22 protein-coding genes are annotated in these 24,539 nt (G+C 43.7%); 5 read left to right on the top strand and 17 right to left on the bottom strand.

Annotation, left to right across the window (positions count from 1 at the left end; translation table 11 throughout):
• Nucleotides 1–8: 8 nt before the first annotated feature.
• From ACR63T_RS05180 to hppD, 3 genes are all read right to left on the bottom strand, one after another.
• Nucleotides 9–347: a 4a-hydroxytetrahydrobiopterin dehydratase gene (locus tag ACR63T_RS05180; protein ID WP_305899983.1), complete on the bottom strand. Its 339-nt coding sequence runs from the start codon at nt 345–347 to the stop codon at nt 9–11.
• 81 nt (nt 348–428) lie between these two features.
• The gene (gene phhA, locus ACR63T_RS05175) at nt 429–1,343 is read right to left on the bottom strand and encodes a phenylalanine 4-monooxygenase (RefSeq protein WP_472784980.1); all 915 of its coding nucleotides are present in this window, start codon (nt 1,341–1,343) and stop codon (nt 429–431) included.
• 151 nt (nt 1,344–1,494) lie between these two features.
• A complete protein-coding gene (gene hppD / locus ACR63T_RS05170; protein ID WP_305899981.1) occupies nt 1,495–2,607 on the bottom strand; it encodes a 4-hydroxyphenylpyruvate dioxygenase in 1,113 nt (370 codons plus the stop codon).
• 134 nt (nt 2,608–2,741) lie between these two features.
• On the opposite strand from hppD, the gene ACR63T_RS05165 reads away from it, so the two are divergent.
• The 4 genes from ACR63T_RS05165 (at nt 2,742) to ACR63T_RS05150 (ending at nt 7,307) form a co-directional block, all read left to right on the top strand.
• Entirely contained in the window at nt 2,742–3,668 is a 927-nt protein-coding gene (locus ACR63T_RS05165; protein WP_472784979.1) for a LysR family transcriptional regulator, read from the top strand.
• Nucleotides 3,669–3,875: 207 nt separating this feature from the next.
• Nucleotides 3,876–5,072, top strand: coding sequence for an amino acid aminotransferase (locus ACR63T_RS05160; RefSeq protein ID WP_472784978.1), 1,197 nt, complete (start codon nt 3,876–3,878; stop codon nt 5,070–5,072).
• Between the two features lie 270 nt (nt 5,073–5,342).
• Nucleotides 5,343–6,632: a fumarylacetoacetase gene (fahA, locus tag ACR63T_RS05155; RefSeq protein ID WP_472784977.1), complete on the top strand. Its 1,290-nt coding sequence runs from the start codon at nt 5,343–5,345 to the stop codon at nt 6,630–6,632.
• A gap of 99 nt (nt 6,633–6,731) precedes the next feature.
• The gene (locus ACR63T_RS05150; protein WP_201572892.1) at nt 6,732–7,307 is read left to right on the top strand and encodes a VOC family protein; all 576 of its coding nucleotides are present in this window, start codon (nt 6,732–6,734) and stop codon (nt 7,305–7,307) included.
• A gap of 74 nt (nt 7,308–7,381) precedes the next feature.
• On the opposite strand, the gene ACR63T_RS05145 is transcribed toward ACR63T_RS05150, so the two are convergent.
• The gene (locus ACR63T_RS05145; protein WP_472784976.1) at nt 7,382–8,242 is read right to left on the bottom strand and encodes an IclR family transcriptional regulator; all 861 of its coding nucleotides are present in this window, start codon (nt 8,240–8,242) and stop codon (nt 7,382–7,384) included.
• A 165-nt stretch (nt 8,243–8,407) separates the two neighbouring features.
• Here ACR63T_RS05145 and maiA point away from each other — a divergent pair, with 165 nt between their 5' ends.
• Nucleotides 8,408–9,049: a maleylacetoacetate isomerase gene (gene maiA / locus ACR63T_RS05140; protein ID WP_305900273.1), complete on the top strand. Its 642-nt coding sequence runs from the start codon at nt 8,408–8,410 to the stop codon at nt 9,047–9,049.
• A 144-nt stretch (nt 9,050–9,193) separates the two neighbouring features.
• Here the strand turns inward: maiA and ACR63T_RS05135 are convergent, their stop codons facing one another.
• The 13 genes from ACR63T_RS05135 to ACR63T_RS05075 form a co-directional block, all read right to left on the bottom strand.
• A complete protein-coding gene (locus ACR63T_RS05135) occupies nt 9,194–10,123 on the bottom strand; it encodes a bestrophin family protein (protein ID WP_201572887.1) in 930 nt (309 codons plus the stop codon).
• A 293-nt stretch (nt 10,124–10,416) separates the two neighbouring features.
• The gene (locus tag ACR63T_RS05130) at nt 10,417–10,860 is read right to left on the bottom strand and encodes a CopD family protein (RefSeq protein ID WP_305899976.1); all 444 of its coding nucleotides are present in this window, start codon (nt 10,858–10,860) and stop codon (nt 10,417–10,419) included.
• Nucleotides 10,861–10,885: 25 nt separating this feature from the next.
• Nucleotides 10,886–11,035 (bottom strand): chlorhexidine efflux transporter, encoded by a 150-nt coding sequence (locus ACR63T_RS05125; RefSeq protein WP_201572880.1) that lies wholly within the window; start codon nt 11,033–11,035, stop codon nt 10,886–10,888.
• 97 nt (nt 11,036–11,132) lie between these two features.
• The gene (locus tag ACR63T_RS05120; RefSeq protein WP_201572878.1) at nt 11,133–11,429 is read right to left on the bottom strand and encodes a MoaD/ThiS family protein; all 297 of its coding nucleotides are present in this window, start codon (nt 11,427–11,429) and stop codon (nt 11,133–11,135) included.
• 60 nt (nt 11,430–11,489) lie between these two features.
• Entirely contained in the window at nt 11,490–12,020 is a 531-nt protein-coding gene (gene moaB, locus ACR63T_RS05115) for a molybdenum cofactor biosynthesis protein B (protein WP_472784975.1), read from the bottom strand.
• A gap of 74 nt (nt 12,021–12,094) precedes the next feature.
• The gene (gene moaA / locus ACR63T_RS05110; protein ID WP_472784974.1) at nt 12,095–13,204 is read right to left on the bottom strand and encodes a GTP 3',8-cyclase MoaA; all 1,110 of its coding nucleotides are present in this window, start codon (nt 13,202–13,204) and stop codon (nt 12,095–12,097) included.
• 182 nt (nt 13,205–13,386) lie between these two features.
• Complete coding sequence (locus ACR63T_RS05105; protein WP_472784973.1) at nt 13,387–14,694, bottom strand: molybdopterin molybdotransferase MoeA; 1,308 nt, start codon at nt 14,692–14,694, stop codon at nt 13,387–13,389.
• 66 nt (nt 14,695–14,760) lie between these two features.
• Nucleotides 14,761–15,813, bottom strand: a complete 1,053-nt coding sequence (locus ACR63T_RS05100) for a peptidylprolyl isomerase (RefSeq protein ID WP_472784972.1) — start codon at nt 15,811–15,813, stop codon at nt 14,761–14,763.
• A gap of 189 nt (nt 15,814–16,002) precedes the next feature.
• Nucleotides 16,003–17,205: a globin domain-containing protein gene (locus tag ACR63T_RS05095; RefSeq protein ID WP_472784971.1), complete on the bottom strand. Its 1,203-nt coding sequence runs from the start codon at nt 17,203–17,205 to the stop codon at nt 16,003–16,005.
• Between the two features lie 202 nt (nt 17,206–17,407).
• Nucleotides 17,408–18,133, bottom strand: coding sequence for a respiratory nitrate reductase subunit gamma (narI, locus tag ACR63T_RS05090; RefSeq protein WP_305899970.1), 726 nt, complete (start codon nt 18,131–18,133; stop codon nt 17,408–17,410).
• A gap of 11 nt (nt 18,134–18,144) precedes the next feature.
• A complete protein-coding gene (narJ, locus tag ACR63T_RS05085) occupies nt 18,145–18,960 on the bottom strand; it encodes a nitrate reductase molybdenum cofactor assembly chaperone (RefSeq protein WP_305900272.1) in 816 nt (271 codons plus the stop codon).
• A 112-nt stretch (nt 18,961–19,072) separates the two neighbouring features.
• A complete protein-coding gene (gene narH / locus ACR63T_RS05080; protein ID WP_305899969.1) occupies nt 19,073–20,614 on the bottom strand; it encodes a nitrate reductase subunit beta in 1,542 nt (513 codons plus the stop codon).
• A gap of 73 nt (nt 20,615–20,687) precedes the next feature.
• Complete coding sequence (locus ACR63T_RS05075) at nt 20,688–24,446, bottom strand: nitrate reductase subunit alpha (protein WP_472784970.1); 3,759 nt, start codon at nt 24,444–24,446, stop codon at nt 20,688–20,690.
• Nucleotides 24,447–24,539 lie beyond the last annotated feature (93 nt).

The following is a 24,539-nucleotide window of genomic DNA, read 5'->3' as shown; positions in this document are numbered from 1 at the left end:
GCACCTTATTAATTGAGCAAAGCATCAGTCTTCGCCGCCATCACAAAATCGTTTTTGTGTAGACCCTTGATACTGTGCGACCACCATGTAACCGTCACTTTACCCCATTCAACCAACATACCGGGATGATGGCCTTCGGCTTCAGCAACTTCAGCCAATTGATTGGCAAATGCCATCGCCTTTACGAAGTTCTTAAATTTATAGTGACGCTCTAACTGCTGGATGCCATCCACTTCAATAAGTGACCAGTCAGGGATTTGTTGCATCAGCTCTTGAGCCTCCAAATCGGTAACTTTTGGCGCGCCGATACGGCAGACTTCACAGCTGGCTTGTGATAATGCAGACATAATAATTTCCTTGTTTTATTTTTCTGTAGTGATAGTTATTTAAGGGTTAATTTATTTTGCACGTACTTTCTTTAATCGCTATTACTCAGCATAAGTGGCTGCATACAAGCCTAAATTCATGGCTTTTTTTACCGCGCCCATGATATCGCTATTTACGATATCAAATAAGGTATCTAAGTCATCAATGGCATAATAAATAGGTTGGACTTGGTCAATACGATAAGGAGTGCGCAAGACGTCAACCAAATCAAATGCTCGGCATTCGGGTTCATCGCTTAGGGCATAGACGGTCTCAAAAGGTGAGCTCAAAATGCCACCACCATAAATTCTACGAGTGTCTTTGGTCGCGCCCATGAGACCAAACTCAATGGTAAACCAATAAAGACGCGCCAAAAACCATCGCTCCTCTTTACTAGCGTCCAGTCCTAGCTTGCCATAAGTCTCATTAAAAGCGGCAAACGCAGGATGGGTCAGCAGTGGACAATGTCCGACGATTTCGTGAAATATATCAGGCTCTTCGATATAGTTCATGTCCTCAAAGCGGCGAATAAAGGTAGCTACGGGAAAGGACTTATTAGCCAATAGCTTAAAAAACTTACCAAAGCTGATCAGCGCAGGCACCGCCGCAGTCTGCCAGCCTGTGGTAGCTTGCAGCGCTTCATCGATATCAGAGAGCTGAGGAATATAAGTCGTAGGCAGCTGTAGCTTCTCTAAGCCCTCTAGATAAGCCGAACAGGCACGATTAGGGATTTGTACGGCTTGACGCTCAAGCAGCGTCTGCCACATCATATTCTCATCAGCGCTATAACCAATATGACCGTGCTCATCTGGCTGACGCGATACGTAGGGCTGCTTTTTATCAGCTGCATGCTTTTGAGCAGAGACACTGGGAGTAGAAACATTATGAGTAGAATTGTGGTGCGCAGATGCTTTAGCAGTAAGCGCACTATTGGCGCTAACTGTCTGCTGAATCATGTTAGATAATGGACGTTCCATGCCCCTCTTCCTTTTATTACGGGTCATCTCCAACCCTATTTAGGGTTTAGCAACCGTCATTAAAACAACGCTATCAATAGCAATAGGTTATAAACAACAGATTAATAGGGACAGGACGAACTCCTTTTGTCCTGCCCGTTCAGCACTTTAATTACGGTGTTTCAGTTTCTGACTGACCAACCGCGCCGCGGCGAACTTGATCGCGCTCGATGGATTCAAACAAAGCTTTGAAGTTACCTTCGCCAAAACCTTCTTCGTAATCACCTTTACGCTGGATAAACTCGAAGAAAACTGGGCTGCCCAAGATAGTTTCAGAGAAAATCTGTAGCAGCAGACGCGGCGTGCCACTCTCTGTTGTACCGTCTAATAAGATGCCACGCATTTGCAAATCAGAGATATTTTCGCCATGGCCAGGGAGACGCTCATCAAGCATCTTGTAATAGGTATCATTTGGCGCTGTCATTAACGGAATACCAGCGGCTCTTAGCTTATCAATACTGGCAAACAAGTCATCACTGGCCAAGGCAATGTGCTGTATACCTTCGCCATTGAAATGCATCAAATACTCTTCAATTTGACCGCCGCCCTGCTTTGACTCTTCATTCAACGGGATACGAATTTTACCGTCAGGTGCGGTCATAGCCTTACTGGTCAGGCCTGTGTATTCGCCTTTGATATCGAAAAAGCGGATTTCTCGGAAATTAAAGATACGCTCATAAAAGTTTGCCCAATAAGCCATGCGACCGCGATAGACGTTATGGGTTAAGTGGTCGATGACTTTAAAACCGTGGCCAACAGGGCTTCTATCGATATCAGCAAAAAATTCAAAATCGACATCGTAGATAGATTCGCCATCTTTATAACGGTCGATAAGATAGATCAATGAGCCGCCGATACCCTTGATAGCAGGTAGTCTCAGCTCCATTACGCCAGTTGGAACATCAACAGGCTGTGCGCCCATTTCAATAGCACGCTCATAAGCTTTTTTGGCATCGCGAACGCGAAAACCCATACTGCAAGCACCAGCGCCATGCTCTTCAACGAAGTAGCTGGCTTGGCTTTTTGGTTCGCGGTTCAAGATAAGATTGATATCACCTTGACGGTATAGCGCCACGTCTTTTGAGCGGTGATTGGCAACATGAGTAAAGCCAAGCTGTTTGAACAAAGCTTCAACGGTATCAGGCTGAGGTGAGGCGAATTCAACAAAATCAAATCCGTTTAGGCCCATTGGGTTGTCAAATAAATCTGCCTTTAACTCTGACATTGTCATCATCCTTAATTTCAATTGGTGGTATAAAATGCTGTAAATCAATAATTCTTATTGACGTTGTATTTATAGTAGAGTAGCTTTATTTATAAGACTAATTGTTTTTTATGATTTATTTATCAGGTTTACTTATGAATATCAGCATTCGCCAATTAAACGCTTTTATTAAAGTCGCTGACAACGGCAGCTTTACTCGTGCCAGCGACCAGATGCATTTGACTCAATCGGCGGTCAGCGGTTTGATTAAAGAATTAGAATCAAACCTCGGTGTAGTATTGTTCGATCGCACCACGCGCCAGCTGTCTCTATCCGTCGTAGGGCATCATTTGCTACCACAAGCGCGGCGTATCTTAAATGAGATGCAATTGTTCGAAAACGAGGCCAGTAGCTTAACCAGCTTGGCGCAAGGCAACGTGAGACTTGCGGTATCGCAGTTTGCCGCGTCCTCCATGCCAGCGGTGATTGCGCAATTTGCCAAACACTATCCCGATATTAGCGTGTCGTTATTGGACTGCTCGGCTGAGAATTTACTCAAACATATTCAAGATATTGAAGTGGACTTAGGCGTTGGCACTGAGCTTGGATTTATAGACACCGAGGATGACATCAAAGCCGATTTGTTATATCAGCTGCCCTTTTGCGTGGTGATACCTGAGCGGCATCCACTAGCAAAAAAATCTGCCATCACTTGGCAGGATTTGTTACATAGCCCGCTTATTACCCTACAAGGGCCTTTTTTGGAGCAAGTCACCGCTGAACTCGCTGACGATGTGGCAAGCCATGTCCAGCAGGCGCGCTACAAGGTCAACTTTATGTCCACTGCTCTTGAGATGACCCGTCAAGGGTTTGGCATTACCTTATGCCTGCCCTATATGCCTGAGGTCATTGACTGGGTCAGCGCCAATAGTTTACAGATGCGACCATTAGCACAACCGAGAAAAATGCGGCAGTTCTTTATTTATCAGCGTTCGTCGCGTGCTTTATCGCCTGCCACTATCGCCTTTAGGGAATTTTTGCAGCGCTATTTTTCTGATCACTTTGATGACTTGCAACGATGATTTGCAGCGATGGTTTATAATGTGCTTAAGTACTGTCTACGCGGTGGTTGAGTACAGGTTAAAACCTTAAAGTACGATAAAAACAGCTCATTATTGCACTTATTGTCAAAGATAACTGAATCTAATATTGAGTTCGTCGTCAATTTGCTCTATGATTTTTGGCGGCTCGATTTATATTTTGCTGTATAAAGAAAACAAGGAAGCAACATGTTTGAACGTATCGATTATTATGCTGGTGATCCTATCTTGGGATTGGTAGAAAAATTTTTGGCCGATGAAAATCCTAATAAAATCAATTTAGGTATCGGCATTTATTATGATGAAAATGGCGTGATGCCTGTGCTTGATTGCGTAAAAACCGCAGAAAAGCGTATCGCTGACTCGATTTCTGCACGTCCATACCTGCCTATGGCAGGCCTGCCAGGACATCGCAAAGGCTGTCAAGATTTGCTGTTCGGTAAAGATGCTCAGGTTCTAAAAGACGGCTTAGTTGCGACTATCGCCACTATCGGCGGCTCAGGCGCTCTAAAGATTGGGGCAGAGTTTATCAATGAATGGTTCCCGCAATCTAAGTGCTACGTTAGCGACCCAACGTGGGGCAACCATATCGCTATATTTGAAGGCTCTAATGTAGAAGTCGGTAAATACCCGTACTACGACACCGCAACAGGTGGCCTCAGATTCGACGAGATGATTGCATTTTTTGCAACATTAAATAAAAACGATGTGATTTTGCTCCACCCGTGCTGCCATAACCCAACGGGACTAGATTTGACCCATGCGCAATGGGATACCGTATTAAATGTCATTCAAGAGCATGAGCTGATTCCCTTTATGGACATCGCCTATCAAGGCTTTGGCGAGGACATGGATAGCGATGCTTATGCTATCCGTAAAGCGGTAGATATGGGTCTGCCCTTGTTCGTCAGTAACTCGTTTTCCAAAAACTTATCGCTATATGGTGAGCGAGTTGGCGGTCTATCAGTGGTTTGCCCAACGACAGATGAAGCCGAGCGCGTCTTCGGTCAGTTAAACTCTATGGTACGTCGTATCTACTCAAGCCCACCGTCACATGGCGGCCATGTCGTCGATATTGTTATGAACGATGCCGCGTTGCACGAGCAATGGATCGGTGAAGTCTATGCGATGCGTGACCGTATCAAAGCCATGCGCCTAAAGCTCAAATCAGTATTAGAGGCCAAAATTCCGAACCGCAACTTCGATTACATTACCCGTCAAAACGGTATGTTTAGCTTTACTGGTCTGACCCCTGAGCAAGTCGAGCGCCTAAAAAGTGAGTATAGTATCTATATGATATCCAACTCACGGATGTGTGTGGCAGGATTGAACACCAATAACATCGATTATGTGGCAAACGCTATGGCGGATGTATTAAAAGACTAAACAGCTTGAGAATTAAACGGAAAACCTAAGCAAACCGCTACAAGGTTTAGCAAAATATAGATGAATTAGAAAGGTTGAGCCAGTCTCAGCCTTTTTTTGTGCCTGTTTTATTTAGTATCAACTATGAGACTGCTTTATGTACAACATTTATAAAAGTGCTTGCAATCTACAATTTGATAAATTACATTATACGTAAGTAATTATATATAACGTAATTCACTACCCTATTATTTTAATACTTTCAAATCCATATTCAGCAAGGAGCACTATATGTCAACGATTGACAAAAACCTCACCTCTTTTATCGATGTCGCTCAAGATTCTGACTTCTCAATTCATAACCTGCCTTATGGCATCTTTAGTGAAACGGCCGAGGGTCAACGCCGCGCAGGCGTAGCTATTGGCGAGCGGGTATTAGATTTATCCGTGCTTGAATCGGAGGGCTTACTGAGCCTAGACGGTGGGCCTTATTTTGACCAGTCAACGCTGAACGCCTTTATTGACTCTGGCCGTGATAATTGGACGACAGCACGCAAAACTATCCAAACCCTACTCTCTAGTGACTGTGATAGCTTACGCGACAATACAGACTTGCAGAAAAAAGCGCTATTCCAGCAAACAGACGTCACCCTGCATCTGCCAGTACGAGTACCTGGCTTTACCGATTTTTACTCTTCTAAAGAGCACGCGACCAACGTCGGTACTATGTTCCGTGATCCAAGTAACGCCCTACTGCCGAACTGGACTGAGATGCCCGTTGGCTATAACGGACGTGCCAGCACCGTCATCGTCAGTGGGGACGATGTAGTACGCCCATCAGGTCAGCTAAAACCCAATGCTGATGCGCGCCCTGTATTCTCAGCCTGTCAGCGTTTGGATTTTGAGCTTGAAACCGCTTTCGTTGTCGGTCAAGGCAATAATATCGGTCAACCGATTGCCGTCGATGCTGCTATCGAGCATATCTTTGGCATGGTACTGCTCAACGACTGGTCAGCTCGCGATATTCAAAAATGGGAATATGTACCGCTCGGCCCATTTAATGCCAAAACCTTTGCCTCTGAGGTATCGCCTTGGATTGTAACTATGGATGCCCTAGCCCCTTTTAGAACCCCATGCCCAGCCCAAGAGCCAAAGCCGCTGGCTTATCTCAATGAAAAAGAGCCCAATAACAGCTATGATATTAATCTATCAGTAGAGCTATTACCTGAAAACAGCGATGAAGCCACTGTCGTTTGTGAGACTAACTTCAAATATATGTATTGGTCGATGGCACAGCAACTGACCCATCACACCATTACGGGTTGTAAAGTGGAAGTTGGCGATATGATGGGTTCAGGGACGATTTCGGGACCTACACCTGACTCTTATGGTTCGATGCTTGAGATTGCATGGAATGCGACCAAACCAGTCACCCTCAAAGGTGGCGAGACGCGTAGCTTTATCGAAGATGGTGACACTGTGATTATGAAAGGTTATAGCGAAAAAGACGGTGTTCGCATCGGCTTTGGTGAAGTACGCGGCAAAGTATTGCCCGCGCTCAGCTTTGATTTTAACCAATAGTGTTTATACATAGTATTAGTTTGCAAATATAAGTTGCCAATCGCCCCATTAGCCATTGGCAATTTATATTAACAGCACGCCTATCAAAAGGAGTTTGATATGAGTTTTGAAATTGAAAAAATCCATCACGTAGCTTATCGTTGCAAAGACGCCAAAGAAACCGTCGAATGGTATCAAAAGCACTTAAACATGAATTTTATTTTAGCCTTTGCTGAAGACCATGTACCTTCTACCAAAGCCTTTGACCCTTATATGCATATCTTTTTAGATGCTGGTAATGGCAATGTGCTGGCATTTTTTGAAGTGCCTAATCAGCCTGAAATGGGCTTTGATCCTAATACACCCAACTGGGTTCAGCATTTAGCGCTGAAAGTAAAAGACCGCGATACTTTGATAGCGGCTAAGAAGCAATTAGAGGATGGCGGAGTTGATGTTATCGGCGTTACCAACCATGGCATTTTCCATTCTATCTATTTCTTTGATCCCAATGGCCATCGCTTAGAGCTAACTTATGACGATCCGACCTCAGAAGACAAAGTGTCTATGATTACCGAAGAGATTAAGAGAGACATGCTCGATGAATGGTCACGTACCAAGCGCGCACCCGCGCATACGCAGTTTTTGCACGCTGAGGAATTGGCAGAAGCAAGAGAGGTTGCACCTGTGGGTGAGTAAGCCTTTAGTGGCTTACTCGCTTGGATAAGTGAGTCATTGCTTATGAAGATTAGTAACCTATAAAAAGGCAATCGCTACGCAATTTGATAGCGCTGCGCGATTGCCATAATTTTCTCGATGACATTATGTTTTGCACTTATTGGCAACTGCTCTGTAGTACCAATAACGGTGATCGCATACTCTAACGAGGGTTGTTCAGTCAATGAGCGACTATCGCTAGGCTTAACGAAGGTACAATCAAGCGCTGGTAGGATCACAGGGATAGTAATAGCATTAATACCCATTAGCATATCGCCCGTCACAGTTGCATACCCTTGGCGGCGTATCTCGATTTTTAGTTGCTCAAAGTGCTGCCATTTTTCTGCTATTAACGCCGTATCATTAGTTTTCCATTCGGCGATAACAAGTGGCTTAATGATAGAGTCAGACTGATAACTAGCAAACAGCTGGCCTGTAGCCGATGTCGTCAATGGCATACGTGAGCCGATGCGCGTAATAATACTAATAGGACTATCAGGTTCGACAGACTGAATGATAATAGGGCCTTCATTGAACCATTTGGCGATTTGTACCGCGCAGTTTGTCGTTTTTTGAATATCATTAGCAATATAGGTGAGGCGCTCTAAGATATTGTTCGGGTTAAACCCTGTGTGACCCATTGCGCCTAACGCTGCTAATGAGCTGACCCTATCGCCAAGCCCATAGCGGCCATCATCGAGCTTACGCGCGTAGTTTGTGCGGATAAGACTGACCAAATAACGATGGCACTTTGCAGGATGCATCTGTATCGCTTGCGCGATGTCTTTTAACATCATAGGCTCGTTATAATCGATAAGCACATCTAATATCGATAGTCCAACTTCAAGGGATTGCACGCCGTTTTGGCTTTTACTCGCGCTTATAGATTTATCTACAGGATTTTTAGCTGCTGGCATGATTGGCTCAATTGATTTTTTGATTGCTTAATTAGCTATTACTATATATTGATATAAGACGCAAAGTCATAATAGATATTTATGATTTTATAAAGTGATGATCGTAGGCGTAATTATAACCATTTCACCTACCTTTATATAACACAATAAAAGGATTTAATGATGATGACGCTTTATGGCTATTTTCGCAGTAGCACCGCTTACCGCACGCGTATCGCGATGAATCTAAAGGGCTTGGACTATGATAATATCACGGTCAATTTAGCACAGGATGAGCAGTTGGAGGCAGAATTTAAAGCGCTTAACCCACAAGGACTAGTGCCGGTGCTGCAAGCCGATGATTTACTATTATATCAGAGCCCTGCTATCTTGGAGTGGTTAGAAGAGGTCTATCCTGAACCTGCATTGCTGCCCAAAGATGCTGCTGGGCGCATGCACGTCCGCGCTATCAGTGCCATGATCGGCTGTGATATGCATCCGATTAACAATCGGCGCATACTGCAATATCTACGTAATGAGCTGTCAGTGGAAGAAGACAAAGTCATGGCGTGGTGTCAGCGCTGGATGAGTGATGGGTTTGCTGCGCTAGAGAAGCGCTTGGCTGCCAACAAAACCCGTGGTGACTTCTGCTATGGCAACAGTCCTAGTTTAGCAGACTGCTATCTTATTCCGCAGGTCTCCTCGGCTCGCCGTTTCAAAGTCGATTTGAGTCCTTACCCCAATATTGTCGCTGTTGATACCAACTGCCGTACGCTAAAAGCCTTTGCCGACGCTGATCCTATGATGCAGCCTGATGCGCCTCATTGACCCTATAGATTGTGCAGAAAAAAGTATAGTAGAGGATCACCGCTACAAGATATCTTTATCGCAATGCTCAAACTACCAACTTTGAGCATATTTGCATAGGGTCTGTTAAAAGCTACTCTCACTTAGCAGGCTCATATCTATGATTTACTCTAAAAAATAACCATCTATTGGACTAATCTCGTCTGGGATATCCGTCTCTCCCATTGCCTCTAGCAAGTTTATTTCAATAATCCGTGATAAGGCCGTCAGTGGTAAATTGTTAGCCTCTGTACCGAAGGGATCAGTGATCTCTTCACTCAAAGCATCGAGACCAAAAAAGGTATAGGCAATGACAGCGCACATCAAAGGGGTGGCCCAACCTAAAGAGTTCGCTAAACCAAAAGGCAGCATAAAGCAAAATAAATAAGTGGTTCGATGGACGAGTAGAATATAAGCAAAGGGCAACGGTGTCGTATGAATACGCTCACACGCTGCCAAAACTACCGTCAACGAGGATAATGTGTTATCCATATTCTGTATCATAAGATCCGAGGACAAACTCTGGCGTCGACTATAGCCTAATTTTTTACCCATTAATCGTAGCAAGTATTCAGGTAGATTTCGCGCTTGACGCATACTGATATGATATTCAGGCTCTACAAAACGCTCAACATCTTGCCATGGGGATGTATTGCGCAGTCTATGTCGTAGCGCATGAACAAAAGCGATATTAAGGCGGATAATAGACTGCTGTGTGTCGCGTCCTATTTCACTCTCATCATCAATAAACGAAAGCACTTGACGAGTTAAGCTACGAGAGTCAAAGACCAGCTGACCCCATAATCCTCGCGCCTCCCACCAGCGTTGATAAGTTGCATTATTACGAAAGCCTAAAAATAGAGATAAAGCGATACCGAGTAAAGTAAAAGGCGCGGCACCATAAGTAGAAAAAGAGCTTGGAATCCAATGTTGAACGGCTGATATAATGGCACTGAGTAAGGTAATGAATAAAACCTGAGGATAAATGTGCGGAATGACAGAGCCACGTAACGTAAAAAGTATTTTGAATGCATTCGGTTTTTGTCGGACGATCATAACAGTTTCTTATCGATAAATTTTGGACAGGCAATAGCAAATTCACCATCTGAGTGGCGATTGAATGATTTCAATAACTTACCTATCTCTTATAAAAACACTTTTTATTGAGAAAATAGCGAGTGACGATTTTATCACTAAAACTTATCTTTTTATAATGCCAAGTGTATTAACCGTATAATTGCCAATAACATAAACACCTATCACATATTATTTAAAATAAATCGGGTGCTTGGTATCTTATGTCCTAGTGTCTTACTTTAATAATCAACTATAACCAGCATTTATTGTACTTATCCGCTTAAGCCTGTCCGAAAAAGTGTACCAACGACCACGAAGCTCACTGATAGCAGAGTTACTAAGAGAATATTTACTGAAAAGGCTTTTAGCGTTTCAGCAGATAGTTTAGGTATCACGTAAAAGCGTGCGTGTAGAGCCACAACAATAGTGGCTAACAACAGTAGTAATTTTAGACCAATCAAAATACTAATATCGTTATCAAAAGTGAACCAACCTCCAATGTCTGGCATCAGTTTGTACGCCATCCATAGACCCGTGCTTATTTGTACAACTAAGGCGGGAATACCGACTTTCTCAAACTGTTCTTCAAATTGTAGCAGTACATTGACATCATGTTTTGATAAGGCTTTGGGTAGCACAACTAGTGATAAAATCAGATGGCCGCCTGTCCAAATTGTAGCGCCTAACAAGTGAGCGATTAGTATATAGTTGAGCATAAAGCTAAATCCTGAAAATTGAAATTTAAAAGAGTTTGTTGAAGTTATCTTTGGCTATTGCACTTATCAAATACATCTCAAACCCGAATACCCAGCTTGTTAATGGTGTAAAAACAATTAAACCTATTATTTTAAAAGCTAAGGTATGACGGATACGATTTTTTATAATACGCATGATACTTCCTAATTTTTTTAACTACTTATGATTTCCTTTTTTAGTTATATTTAAAATTAAGCAACTTAATGATTGAATATAATTTATCCTTATGGCTTTAACTACAAGCTACTGGCGAGATAACTGGCAAAATAAATGCCACATTATCACCATCATAAATCAGCTCATTCCAGTTGACGAAGTCATCATTTATTGCCACTCGTAGTTTCGATTGAGGATGACTAAAAATATGATTTTGACTTAGCTGCTTATATAAATCAGTCAGTGAAGCTGCTTGCTCAATTTTTACTCTCTCTTCGCTATAATCCTTTTTATCAGTTACATCTGCAAAATATAAAACATCAATCGTCATAGTGTTATCAGCGATAGTATTATCCGTATAAGTAATGAGCATAAAATTCTCACCTTTCGCTATTTGAATGAAAGCTAATAAAAAAAGCACTTATTAAAAATATTAATGAGGGCTAGGATTGGCGCGCATAAAGTGTGCCACAAAGTTGCAAGGGCGAGTACGACTATCAAACTGCTCTTTTAATATGCCCTCCCATCCTGTACGGCACGCACCTGTTGATCCTGGTAGACAAAAGATACCAGTACCATTAGCCATGCCAGCTATCGCACGCGACTGAACGGTTGCCATGCCGATATCATCTTTTGATATTAAGCGGAACATCTCACCAAAACCATCAATCGACTTATCAAATAACACCCCAACTGCTTCGGGCATACTGTCACGAATATAAAACCCTGTGCCACCAGTGGTAATAACGGCATGTATATTCGAATCGGCAATCCAACTGCTAATAACCGCGCGGATATTGTAGATATCATCCGTAATAAGCTGGCGATCAGCTAGATGATGCCCCGCAGCGGTCAATTGGTCGACCAGATATTGCCCTGAGCTATCCTCGTCAATAGTACGAGAGTCAGAGACCGTTAAGATGGCGATATTAAGTGGGATAAATTCGGCAGCAGGTTTGGACATTAGGGTTCCTTAACGATTATTATTTAGTCAGTGTTTTGCTAGTTGTTGTTTTATAAAAAATTACTAATAAGAACTTAGCCACCAATCATTGACAAATTATTCATCATACCGCTGTTGGACTCATGCAAGTGATGATGCTCAGGCTTGATCGGCATAAAACTATGTAAAGTATTGATTAAGCCCGCAATATCGTTTTGCTGTAAGTAGCTACGAATATCATAGTTACCGTCATCAAACAGGCAAAGATGGACTTTGCCCTGACTACTGACGCGCAGACGGTTACAGTTATCACAAAAGTGGGCAGCATAAGGCGCAATCATACCGATGCGTCCGATATAATCAGGGTGACTATATTCAATAGCAGGGCCATCGGCACTACCGCGATCATGCGCATGCCAACCGTGCTTGATTAAATAGTTAGTGATAAGATCAGACTGAGCATATTGCGCAAAGAATAGATCGCTATTATCACTGGTCTGCATAAATTCTATAAAGCGATAAGTCACGGGTCTGTCTTTGACGTATTCAATAGCATTCATCAGATTTTCAAAGGCGGTTTCTGCCATTAATATACTGTTTATTTTTAGCTCAATATCAGTGGTGTCTAACAGCTTATCCATATCGGTCATTAACTGCGGCAGCATATCAAAGCCTGTCATCTTATGAAAAGTCCCAGCGTCAAAGCTGTCCATACTGATATTGATTTGATTCAGTCCCGCACTATTCCAATCAGCTAAGTGCTTACCAAGCTTGTAGCCATTACTGGTCATAGCGACGGTTTCTATACCTTCAGTATTTTTAATCACTTTTATAATATCGACAACGTCGCGACGAATAGATGGCTCACCACCTGTAATACGTACCTTTTTAGTCCCAACTTGCGCAAAGCCGCTCACTAAGGTAGCAATCTCAGTCACACTTAACTCATTCTGTGGCGGCTTACCTTGATAGCCGTTTGGCAAACAATACTCACAGCGAAAATTACAAAAATCAGTAATAGATAGGCGCAGATAAGTGAGCTGCCGTGAAAAGCTATCAGTTAAAGGTTCAGCGGGTTTGATGAAGGATTGAGTAGACGATTGAGTAGATAAGACCGCAAGTTTCGATGAATCATCATCAAAAACAGCGGGGACGGCAGGCGAGTATAACTGAGCACCGCCTATAATGGGGGCAAGAGGGTTCATAGATGATTACCACTACTATTGAGAGTACGGTCGACTTTTAGGCATTGCCTCAGGTTGTGAGTGAATATATTAGTATTAAAACTTATTATGACAGGTTCAGTAAAGATGACTATTAACCAAAAGAGCCCTCCTCCCTACCCCTTTAGTAGTAGATTTGGAGAGACTACTTTTGACTATATAGCTTAACTATTCAACCAAGGAAAGGGTTGTACTTCTACCTTAGTGCCTGATGCTATATTGCCAGTATCTTGTGATAGTACAATAAGACAGTTGGCTCGGCTAAGCTGCTTTATTCGGTGCGACTGTTGATTAAAGAAGCTTTCGACTTGATAATCGCCTTGTTTATCTCGGGTTAATAGACCACGCTGAAAGTCCGTGCGACCTACCGATTTTTTAATATCAGTGGTCAGCGTTGCCGTTACGGTCAATGGCATAGGCTGATCTTGTATTGAGACCGCAGATAATTGCCATAGCGCTGGGATTATAAATTGTAGAGCGCCGACCACCGTTGATATAGGATTGCCTGGTAAACCAAAATAGAGCACTGGCTTAGCCATTTTTTTATTCTTATCACCTAGTAGTTCGCCAAAAACAAAAGGCTTACCTGGTTTCATCGCGACTTTATAATGATTGATCTGACCTAATTGTTCAATGACCCTAGTCAAAAAATCATAATCACCTACTGACACGCCAGCGGTAGATATCAGCACGTCACACTTTTGCATGGCTTTACTGACAATCTTAGTGGTTTTATCCAAATCATCAGGGATAATGCCATAATCACGAATGACAATCGGCAGATCAGACAGCATGCTTTTAAGCGTTGGGGTATTGGAGTTATATATTTGCGCAGAGTCTGTTAACTTATCGCCAAGTGTCACCAGCTCATCACCCGTCGCTAATATGCCGACGGTGAGCGGCTCAAATACCTTTACTTTATCAATGCCTAAATTAGCAAGCAAACTGATATCAGCAGGATTCAAGCGCTTGCCTTGCGGTAGCATCAACTCCTTTTGTTGTATCTCCTCGCCTTGCTTACGGATATGCGCATCCGTGTCTGCCGCTTTTGCTAATATAATCTCATAAGGTTGGGTTTTATCAATGCTATCTTTTATAAACTCAAAATTGGTGTTCTCTTGCATAATAACCGTATTGCAGCCGTCTGGCACGACAGCACCAGTAAAAATACGAATGCCCTGATCTTTTTTAAGCGAACCTGCAAAGGGGCTTCCCGCTTGTGATTCGCCAACTATTTCAATCATAGTGGCTTTTGAGAGCGTACTGCCTTTCGCTATAGCATAGCCATCCATTGCTGATACATTCTGTCTAGGAACGTCAAACGGCGACATAATATAATCCGCTAAGATCTTATTACGACTCTCCAAAAGCGAGCACATCTCTGTAGCTCTTTTATTTATAGGAGCATCAATTTTATTGTAAATCTCGACACGCTTGGTTATCGCATGGAGCAACTGATCTGTCGTGATCATAAACGCCGTACCCCTATTCTCAATAAAAGACTATAGTAAATAAAATTATTTTAAGCCGATAGCTAACTATCCTCGAAAGATGTTTTCTTGCTCAAGCGTCACCTCAATACCTTCTATCTCGGCTTCGTTAGATAACATAAATAAATAATCACAAAGCGACTGATGAAAGGCTTGCTGGCTTAATTTATTAGAGATTGCCGCTGCGACTTGGTCATAAGTCATTTGCATCCCTGGTTGCTTATCGAGCACCTCGACAATATGAAAGCCGTATCGACTCTCGATAGGACTTGGCGCAAGGCCCGTCTCTAAGCTAAATAATATGCTTTCAAACTCTGAAACCGTTTGACCTTTACTAACCACGCCAAGCTCACCGTCCGCTTCTTTTGAGGGACAAGCCGAGTATTGACGTGCTATCTGAATAAATTCTGCATTGGGATTGGCATTATTATTAATCTGCTCAATCATCTCATAAGCCGTTTTTTTGACGGCTAATCTCTCTTCACCATCTTCAGGCAGACAAGCTAATAAGATATGGCGCACTGACATAATAGGATCGGTCTTAAAGTCAGCAGTATTTTGCTGATAATAGCGTTTGCAAGTGTCTATATCTGGCATCACAGCTTGGACATTTTTATCAATGAGTGCTGAGATCGCCTGCTCTTCATCCTCTATCCATGCAGACTCGCCAAGATTATTATCCTCTAATACAGCGATTCTTAACAGTTCACGAACGACTAGAGCTTGGGCTGCTAAAAACAGGGCGTCATCTTTATCCTTAGCAGGGTGATACTGTAGCTCTTGCGCGATAGCGGTTTTATCAATCATTACACCGTTGACACTGACCGTTGGTAGCTCTTCACGGCTAGAGCCGATGAGATTGCTATTATTGCTGTGATTGCTACGCTCTTCGCGCATGGCCTTATCAATAAACTCTTGATCAGAATGTGGCTTTTGTAGGTCAGCTAAGCTGGGCATGACACGGACAATGTCATCACTGTTATTGGCAGGTGTTGTGTCGATAGTATGCGTTGCCAGCTTGCTTGCGACAGTAGGGGCGTTAGCGGCATGAGTGACGTCGTTATTAATGTAGTCGGCTGGGTTATAAGTACTGACTGTCATAGGTTCTACTCCGCTATTTAAATAATCAAATTAGGTAATCAAAATTCAAAAAATCATTAACTTTACTGCAAAACTGAAAAATTTTATTAAGTAATAAACAGAACAGCGTTTAAAAGCATAATGAGGGTTAATTACAATGCTGCTTAAATGCCGTTCTGTTGTTATTATCATTACTATTAATACAAAGACTTAAGCGATTTGTAGGCTCATTTTAGGACCAAACGGTTCGTAATGGACACTATCAGTGCTGTGCTCAAGCGCTGTTAAGCCACCAATCATACTTTCCATAAACGGCATAGAGCCGCAGACGTAGATGTCAGCAGGTTTAGGCAAAGTAGCCAGTAAGTCGTTACCTAATAGCTGTCCACTATCAAAGTAGAAGATATTTTTTTCTACCGTGGTCGCTGACTCTAAAAGTTGATTTACTTGACTCTCAAAAGCATGATGATCGTTATTTTGACAAGCATAAGCCCAGATAATAGGACGCTGAGGGTTCGCCGTTACTTGAGTCTCGAGCATCGCTAGAATAGGCGTAATCCCCACGCCAGCACTAATAAATACTAATGGAATATCGTTCTGATGGATAAGTTCTTTATCAAGAGCAAAGTCGCCCGCTGGTGCTGATAATAACAGCGTCTCGCCCACTTGCAGCTCGTCGTGTAGATAGTTAGAGACTAAGCCATAATGACCATTGCGATTGTCTCTTTTGACAGCGAACTGAATACCTTTATCGGTAATAGTGGAGTTTAAAGAGTAATGACGTAGCGCTAAATGGTCGCTGTCTTGAGGGTTTGTTTTTACCGTGATGTATTGCCCAGCGGTTAAAGCAAGTTTGCTCAAATCAATATTTTGGCTTTTATCTTCTGAATCATCATTTACAGGAACGACAGTAAAGGCGGCAATATCTGTTGCAGCGGCTACTTTTTCGACGACTTTAAAGCTCGCAAAGCCTTTCCACATCGCATCAATATACAAGCCTTTTTCAAACTGAATAAAGACATTAGCGATCTCATCATAGGCTTCAGTCCAAGCCTCTATAATGTCATCGTTAGCCGCCTCGCCTAGCACTTGTTTGATAGCGCCTATTAGATGCTCGCCGACGATAGGGTAATGCTCTGGCAAGATCTGCAAAGCACGATGCTTATGACCTATTTCGGTCACTTGTGGTAATAAAACTTCCAAATGCTCAAGATGTTTCGCGGCCGCCAGAACCGTCGTTGCCAATGCCGTTTGTTGGCGGCCTAGCTTTTGATTGGTTTCATTAAAGATATCGAGTAGCTCAGGATGATTGGCGAACATATTTTGATAAAATACAGTGGTAATAGCGTTGCCGTGTTCTTCTAATACAGGAACGGTTGCTTTGACGATTTTTAGCGTTTGTGCAGTAGCCATAATATTTCTCTTTTTCAGGATCTAAATAAGTTAATTAATATATGTATTGAAGGTATGCATTTGAAAAATGCAACGATGGTTTATAGGCCAGCTATCAAACCATCGTTAAACATTCATTTTAAATACATCTTATAATAACATTATTCAAATTCCCTTGCATCATTATTGCGACTATTTATTGAGACTTTTTATTGAGAGCTTTTTATTGAGAGCTTTTTTGTCTAACGATCTGATATCGACGACCGAGATACCACACAGGCGCACTGATAATATGAATCAAACGGGTGAATGGGAAAATCATAATCAAAGTGATACCTAATGCCATATGTAGCTGATAAATAAGATCCGCCTGCTCGATACGTGCTGCGGCTTGTATTGGTCTTAAGAGTGTAATGTCCTGTGCCCACCCTGCATAGTTGAGCATGGTCAATCCATCTAAATGCTGAGCTGAGGTAAAGATAGTGCCTAGTCCTAACGTTAACTGCACAAACAATATTACCAATATCATTTTGTCGGAAAACTTAGAAGTGTTAGAGATGCGATCATCAGTAAAACGTCGCCACATCAGCATCACTAGCCCAATCCAGCAGAACACGCCAGCAATACCACCAACCACTACTGCTAATATTTGCTTATTACCTGCACTGATAAAGCGATCATATAAAATATGCGGCGTGAGCAAACCGAATAAATGCCCAAGTAACACGATAATAATACCGACATGAAATAGGTTGCTCGCCCAGCGCATGTTTTTCTTTCTGAGCATCTGCGAAGAGCTGGATTTCCAAGAGTACTGTGATAGATCAAAGCGCACCCAAGTACCAACGATAGCAATAGCCAACGCAATATAGGGATAAACACCAAAAAGGAATATTTGTAGCCAATTTAGGCTGGCTAAAGCTTGTAAACTAGGCGCTCCAAGATTCATGTTATCTCTCCTTATAATTGGTCAGCTGTCTGGTTTTGCTTGCTAGTTTGCTTAAAATCCACCCAATGTACGGGCGCATCAACCATTTTTGCCGCTGACGTAGACTTTCTAACTCCAGCCTTAGCCGCAAGGCTTTGCGTGCTAGTGGATGAGGCGCAGCGCTCTTCTTGCTGGGCATCTAAGAAATCAACGACCTCTTCTTCCCACTCTTTATCTATGGCATCAAAAGTGTCATCGCGTGGCTCTTTACTGATTTTTTCATCGTAATCCGCCACGATATCAAGCGGCTTACCAGCGATTTGCAATAGCGCATTAAAACAACCTTCGTACAGGCTACTGCGGTCTTTGAGTCTAGCGGCTAGCAAAGCAATAATATGGCTGACATCAGCTATCTCCATACGAATCTGAATATCGTCGTTTATCACCGTTGCTTGATAAGCCAAAAACTCTAGATATAAAGGAATATAGTCTGGTAGCTCTTTCATATTGATCATAAAACCAGCTTCTTCGTACTGATTCATCAGATCCACCATGGCTTGACCGCGATCACGCGATTCGCCATGCACATGCTCAAACAACCATAGTGATAAAGTACGACCACGCTCAAATAGTCCGTCATATTCCGCTTGCGCTTCAAGCGATCCTTTAGCGATTAAACTATCGATTAAGTCGCTAATTTGACGGCGCACTTGTGGACTGATCAAGGTTGAACTCATTACTATTTGCTTGCAGGTCGCAAAAGTATCGTCTGCAAACAGCTCATTGGTTGGATAATCTACCAATAAGCTGAGTACTTTGAGGATCTTCAGCTCAGAATGTTCAATCATAGGAAGCACATCCGTATCATGATCCAAATCATTATCTAAATCGTCGCCTAAATCATTATTGTAAGGCTGGGCGCTATAAGATTCGGGGCTATTTAGTTTAGAATTTGGCATGTTATACCTCCCACTTTTGGACAGTTTGGGTAAAGTCGCGACGATTGGTTTTACTTTGCCCAAACATACTGTTATCAGACTCACCAGATGAGCAACCATCGCCAAAGGTAAAGCCACAGCCGCCACGTTCAGCGAATGCATCGCTTAAGGCTTCTTCACGGTGCGCGGTTGGTATGACAAAGCGATCTTCGTAGTTAGCGATAGCCAGATAACGGTACATCTCCTCGACTTGCAGTTTAGTCAAACCGACGTCGTCTAAGATGCTTTGTACTTCTTGCTTTTCGACCAGTTGCATACGCTTGTAGCTACGCATAGCGAGCAAGCGTTTCAGAGCCAAACGTACCGGCTCTTCATCGCCTGCTGTCAGCATATTGGCAAGATAACGCAGTGGAATACGTAAACTGTCAACATCAGGGATGAGACCGTCCATACCGACTTTGCCCGCTTCAGCAGCGTTTTGAATCGGTGATAATGGCGGTACATACCAAACCATAGGTAGCGTACGGTATTCAGGGTGTAACGGTAGCGCTAGTTTCCAATCGACTGCCAGCTTATAAACAGGTGAGCGCTGGGCTGAATCAATAACCGATTGCGGCACGCCATCTTTTAACGCTTGAGCGATGACCGCAGGATCGTTCGGATCCAAAAATATATCAAGCTGTGCTTGATATAAGTCTTGCTCGTTAGGGGTGCTCGCGGCTTCGGCGATTTTGTCAGCGTCATAGAGCAATACGCCTAAGTAGCGAATACGCCCAACACAAGTCTCTGAACATACCGTCGGCAAGCCCGCTTCGATACGGGGATAACAGAAGATACATTTTTCAGATTTACCAGACTTCCAGTTGTAGTAGATCTTTTTGTAAGGGCAGCCAGAGATACACATGCGCCAACCACGGCATTTGTCTTGATCGATCAAGACAATGCCGTCTTCTTCACGCTTATAGATCGCACCACTAGGGCAAGAGGCGACGCAAGTAGGGTTCAAACAATGCTCACAAAGGCGCGGTAGATACATCATAAAGGTGTTTTCATACTCGCCATATATCTCAGCTTGGATATTGTCAAAGTTCTTATCTTTACGTCTTTTTTCAAACTCAGTGCCTAAGATTTCTTCCCAGTTAGGGCCCCATTCGATCTTTTGCATACGCTTGCCCGTTATTAAAGAACGTGGGCGCGCAATCGGTTGATACTTACCGATAGGGGCGGTATGCAGATGCTGATAATCAAAATCAAACGGCTCATAATAGTCATCAATCTCAGGCAAATCAGGATTGGCAAAGATATTGGCTAATACGCGGAACTTACCACCGATACGCGGATTAATAGTGCCATTAGCATTACGTATCCAGCCACCTTTCCATTTATTTTGATTTTCCCACTCTTTGGGATAACCAATACCTGGTTTTGACTCAACATTATTGAACCACGCGTATTCCATACCTTCGCGGCTGGTCCAAACGTTTTTACAGGTGACTGAACAGGTGTGGCAACCGATACATTTATCAAGGTTAAGCACCATGCCGACTTGTGAACGAATTTTCATGGGTGTGTGCTCCAGCTATCATTAAAAAGCATAATTAAAAACTTGTCTTATCCTAAAATACTGCAATGCCGTTTTATCCATCGATAGTGGTTGGCAATGGGCGCGGCAGTTCATCATCTGGTTTTTCTTCTAACCAGTCGATTTTTGACATTTTACGGATAACGACAAACTCATCGCGGTTACAGCCTACCGTGCCATAGTAGTTAAAGCCGTAAGATTGCTGGGCGTAGCTACCGATCATATGAGTGGGCTTTAGGATAGTACGGGTCATCGAGTTATGAATACCGCCACGAATACCGGTTTGCTGCGAGCCTGGGATGTTGACTAGTTTTTCTTGAGCGTGATACATCATGACCATGCCCTCTTTGACCCGTTGGCTGACAATGGCACGGGCTGTTAGCGCACCGTTAGCATTGAACAGCTCTATCCAATCGTTATCGACGATACCTGCCTTGCGTGCATCTGTTTCAGACATCCAAACACAAGGACCACCACGGCTTAGGGTCAGCATTAGTAGGTTTTCAGAGTAAGTACTGTGAATACCCCACTTTTGATGCGGTGTTAAAAAGTTTAGGACAATCTCTTTATTGCCATTAGGCTTGGCGTCTTTGATGATTTCAGTGGTTTTGGTATCGATTGGTGGACGATACTGCTGCATCTGTTCACCAAAGGCTTGCATCCAAGGATGGTCTTGATAAAACTGCTGACGACCAGTAATCGTACGCCAAGGAATAAGCTCATTAACATTAGTGTAGCCTGCGGTATAGCTGACCTTGTCAGACTCAATACCTGACCACGTCGGACTTGAGATAATCTTACGTGGCTGCGCGACGATGTCTTTGAAGCGAATTTTTATATGCTCACTAGGTTTGGCCAAATGGCTATGATCGCGACCCGTAAATTCAGACAACGCAGCCCAGCCTTTAACCGCGACATGACCATTAGTTTCAGGCGCTAGCATTAGGATGGTTTCACAAGCGTTAGCCGCTGTCTCTATACGTGGTCGACCTTCAGCAACACCAGTATTCACGATTCTGTAGTTCAGATCGCCTAAGTTAACAATTTCTTCTTTAGTATCCCAGTTCAGCCCTTTAGAGCCATTACCTAGCTCGTCCATGAGTGGCCCAAGCGCGGTGAATTTGGCATAAGTATTAGGATAGTCACGCTCAACGATTTTGATCATTGGGCAGTTTTTACCAGGAACAGGTTTTTCGCCAGCGGTTTTCCAATCGGTACCACCAAAAGGCTGAGCCAGCTCACCTGGGCTATCATGTTGCATCGGATAAGTGACCACATCGGTTTCAACGCCTAAATGCCCTTTAGAGACTTCAGAGAAGGTCTTGGCAATACCTTTATAGATTTCCCAATCGGTTTTGGATTCCCAAGCAGGATCAGTAGCAGCGGTCAAAGGATGAATGAACGGGTGCATATCTGAGGTATTCATGTCATCTTTTTCGTACCAAGTCGCGGTTGGCAAGACGATGTCAGAGTACAGACAAGTTGATGACATGCGAAAATCTAAGGTCACCACTAAGTCAAGCTTGCCTGTAGGACCCTTTTCGACCCAATCGACCTCTTTAGGTTGCAGATGCCCCGTCGGGTTTTCCTCATTGAGTAGACCGTTTGAGGTGCCCAAGAAGTACTTGAGCATATACTCATGACCTTTACCTGATGAGCCTAAAAGGTTCGAGCGCCAGATAAACATGTTGCGCGGGAAGTTGACGGGATTATCTGGAGATTCACAAGCGAAGCGTAGGCTGCCCTCATGTAAGGAATCAACGACATATTCCTCGATATCTTGACCTTTGGCTCTAGCTTCGGCGGCGATAGTCAACGGGTTACGATTGAGCTGCGGCGCTGAGGGTAACCAGCCCGCTCGCTCTGCTTGAATGTTGTAGTCCAGCATGTGCTCTGGGAAGAACTTTTTATTCGCCAGTGGTGATAGTATCTCGTGCGCTGAGATGGTCTCATGACGCCATTGCGAGCTGTGCGCATAAAAGAAGCTCGTACCTGCCATTTGACGTGGCGGACGATGCCAGTCGAGTGCAAAGGCTAGTGGCAACCAGCCAGTTTGTGGGCGCAGTTTTTCTTGACCCACATAATGTGCCCAGCCGCCGCCAGACTTACCGATACAGCCGCAGAGCATGAGCATATTGATGACACCGCGATAGTTCATATCGAGGTGATACCAGTGATTCATACCCGCACCGATGATAATCATCGATTTGCCGTGGGTTTTATGGGCGTTTTCAGCGAACTCACGGGCTACTTGAATCACGCGCTCACGGCTTACGCCTGTTATCACTTCCTGCCAAGCAGGCGTGCCTGGTACGGTTGCATCGTTATAATCGTCAGTGACATGATCGCCACCATGACCACTATCGACGCCTAAGCTGGCAGTGGTTAAGTCAAACACTGTGGCAACCGTAGCGGTTGTGCCATCGGTAAGGGTTATGGTCTTGCAAGGAATCGTTTTTTGCTGGATCGCCTCACCAGGTACACAGTTAAAATGAGGATGCTCGACATTACCGAAGTAATCAAAAGCGACGGTACAAGTCTCAGCGCTGTCTTTTAGGCTTAGAGTTAAATCAAACGCTTTACCCGTTGCGCCGTCTTTTTGCTCGATGTTCCATTTGCCTTTTTCGCCCCAGCGATAACCGATTGAGCCTTGTGGCGATACCAGCTCGCCCGTTTGACTTAAGCCAATCGTCTTCCATTCTGGGTTATTTTCTTGACCTAAATCATCGACCAAATCTGATGCTCGCAGATAGCGACCAGGACGACGCATGCCCTCCTCGCCCTCTATCATAACTAAGATAGGCAAATCGGTATAACGCTTGGCGTAGTCGTAAAAATAGTCGCTTGGCTGCTTGAGATAGAACTCTTTTAAGATAACGTGACAAAACGCTTGCGCTAATGCCGCATCCGTTCCTTGTTTAGGGTTAAGCCATAAGTCAGTAAGCTTTGACACTTCCGCATAATCAGGGGTAATAGAGACGGTTTTGGTACCTTTATAACGAACTTCGGTAAAGAAATGCGCGTCAGGCGTACGCGTTTGCGGCACGTTAGAGCCCCAAGCAATAATATAGTCCGAGTTGTACCAATCCGCTGATTCAGGCACGTCCGTTTGCTCGCCCCAAGTCATCGGTGAGGCTGGTGGTAGATCACAGTACCAATCATAAAACGATAGACAAACACCACCAATCAAAGATAGATAGCGGCTACCTGCGGCATAGCTAACCATTGACATTGCAGGAATCGGTGAGAAGCCAACAATGCGATCAGGGCCATAAGTCTTAGCCGTATAGACGTTGCTAGCCGCGATGATTTCATTGACCTCGCCCCATGTTGAGCGGATAAAGCCGCCCATGCCGCGCTTAGACTTGTACTGTTCGGCTTTGATAGGGTCTTCGACAATACTGCCCCAGGCATCAACAGGGTCTGGGAACTGGCCTTTGGCTTCGCGCCATAGCTTGAGTAGCGGCTTACGAACTTTAGGATATTTGACCCGATTAGCCGAGTACATATACCAGCTATAACTAGCACCACGTGGACAGCCGCGCGGCTCATGATTTGGCAGATCTGGACGGGTTTCTGGATAGTCCGTTTGCTGCGTCTCCCACGTTACTAGACCGTTTTTAACATAAATCTTCCAAGAGCATGAGCCAGTACAGTTGACGCCATGAGTTGAGCGCACAATCTTGTCGTACTGCCAGCGGTTGCGGTAAGAATCCTCCCACGAACGTGACTCTGCACGAGTCTCGCCATGTCCGTCAGCGAACTCGCCTTGTTTACGCTTAAAAAAACGAAATTGGTCAAGTAAATGGCTCATATCTCTATCCTTTGTGTTGATGCTCGTTATATATCTAGCCCTAGCATGCGTTTAATAAATAGCTTTGATGCTTAGTCCTAACAGAGAGTTCTA

It is taken from the genome of Psychrobacter sp. M17(2026) (assembly GCF_055699815.1).
This window is presented reverse-complemented; position numbering and strand designations above follow the sequence as displayed.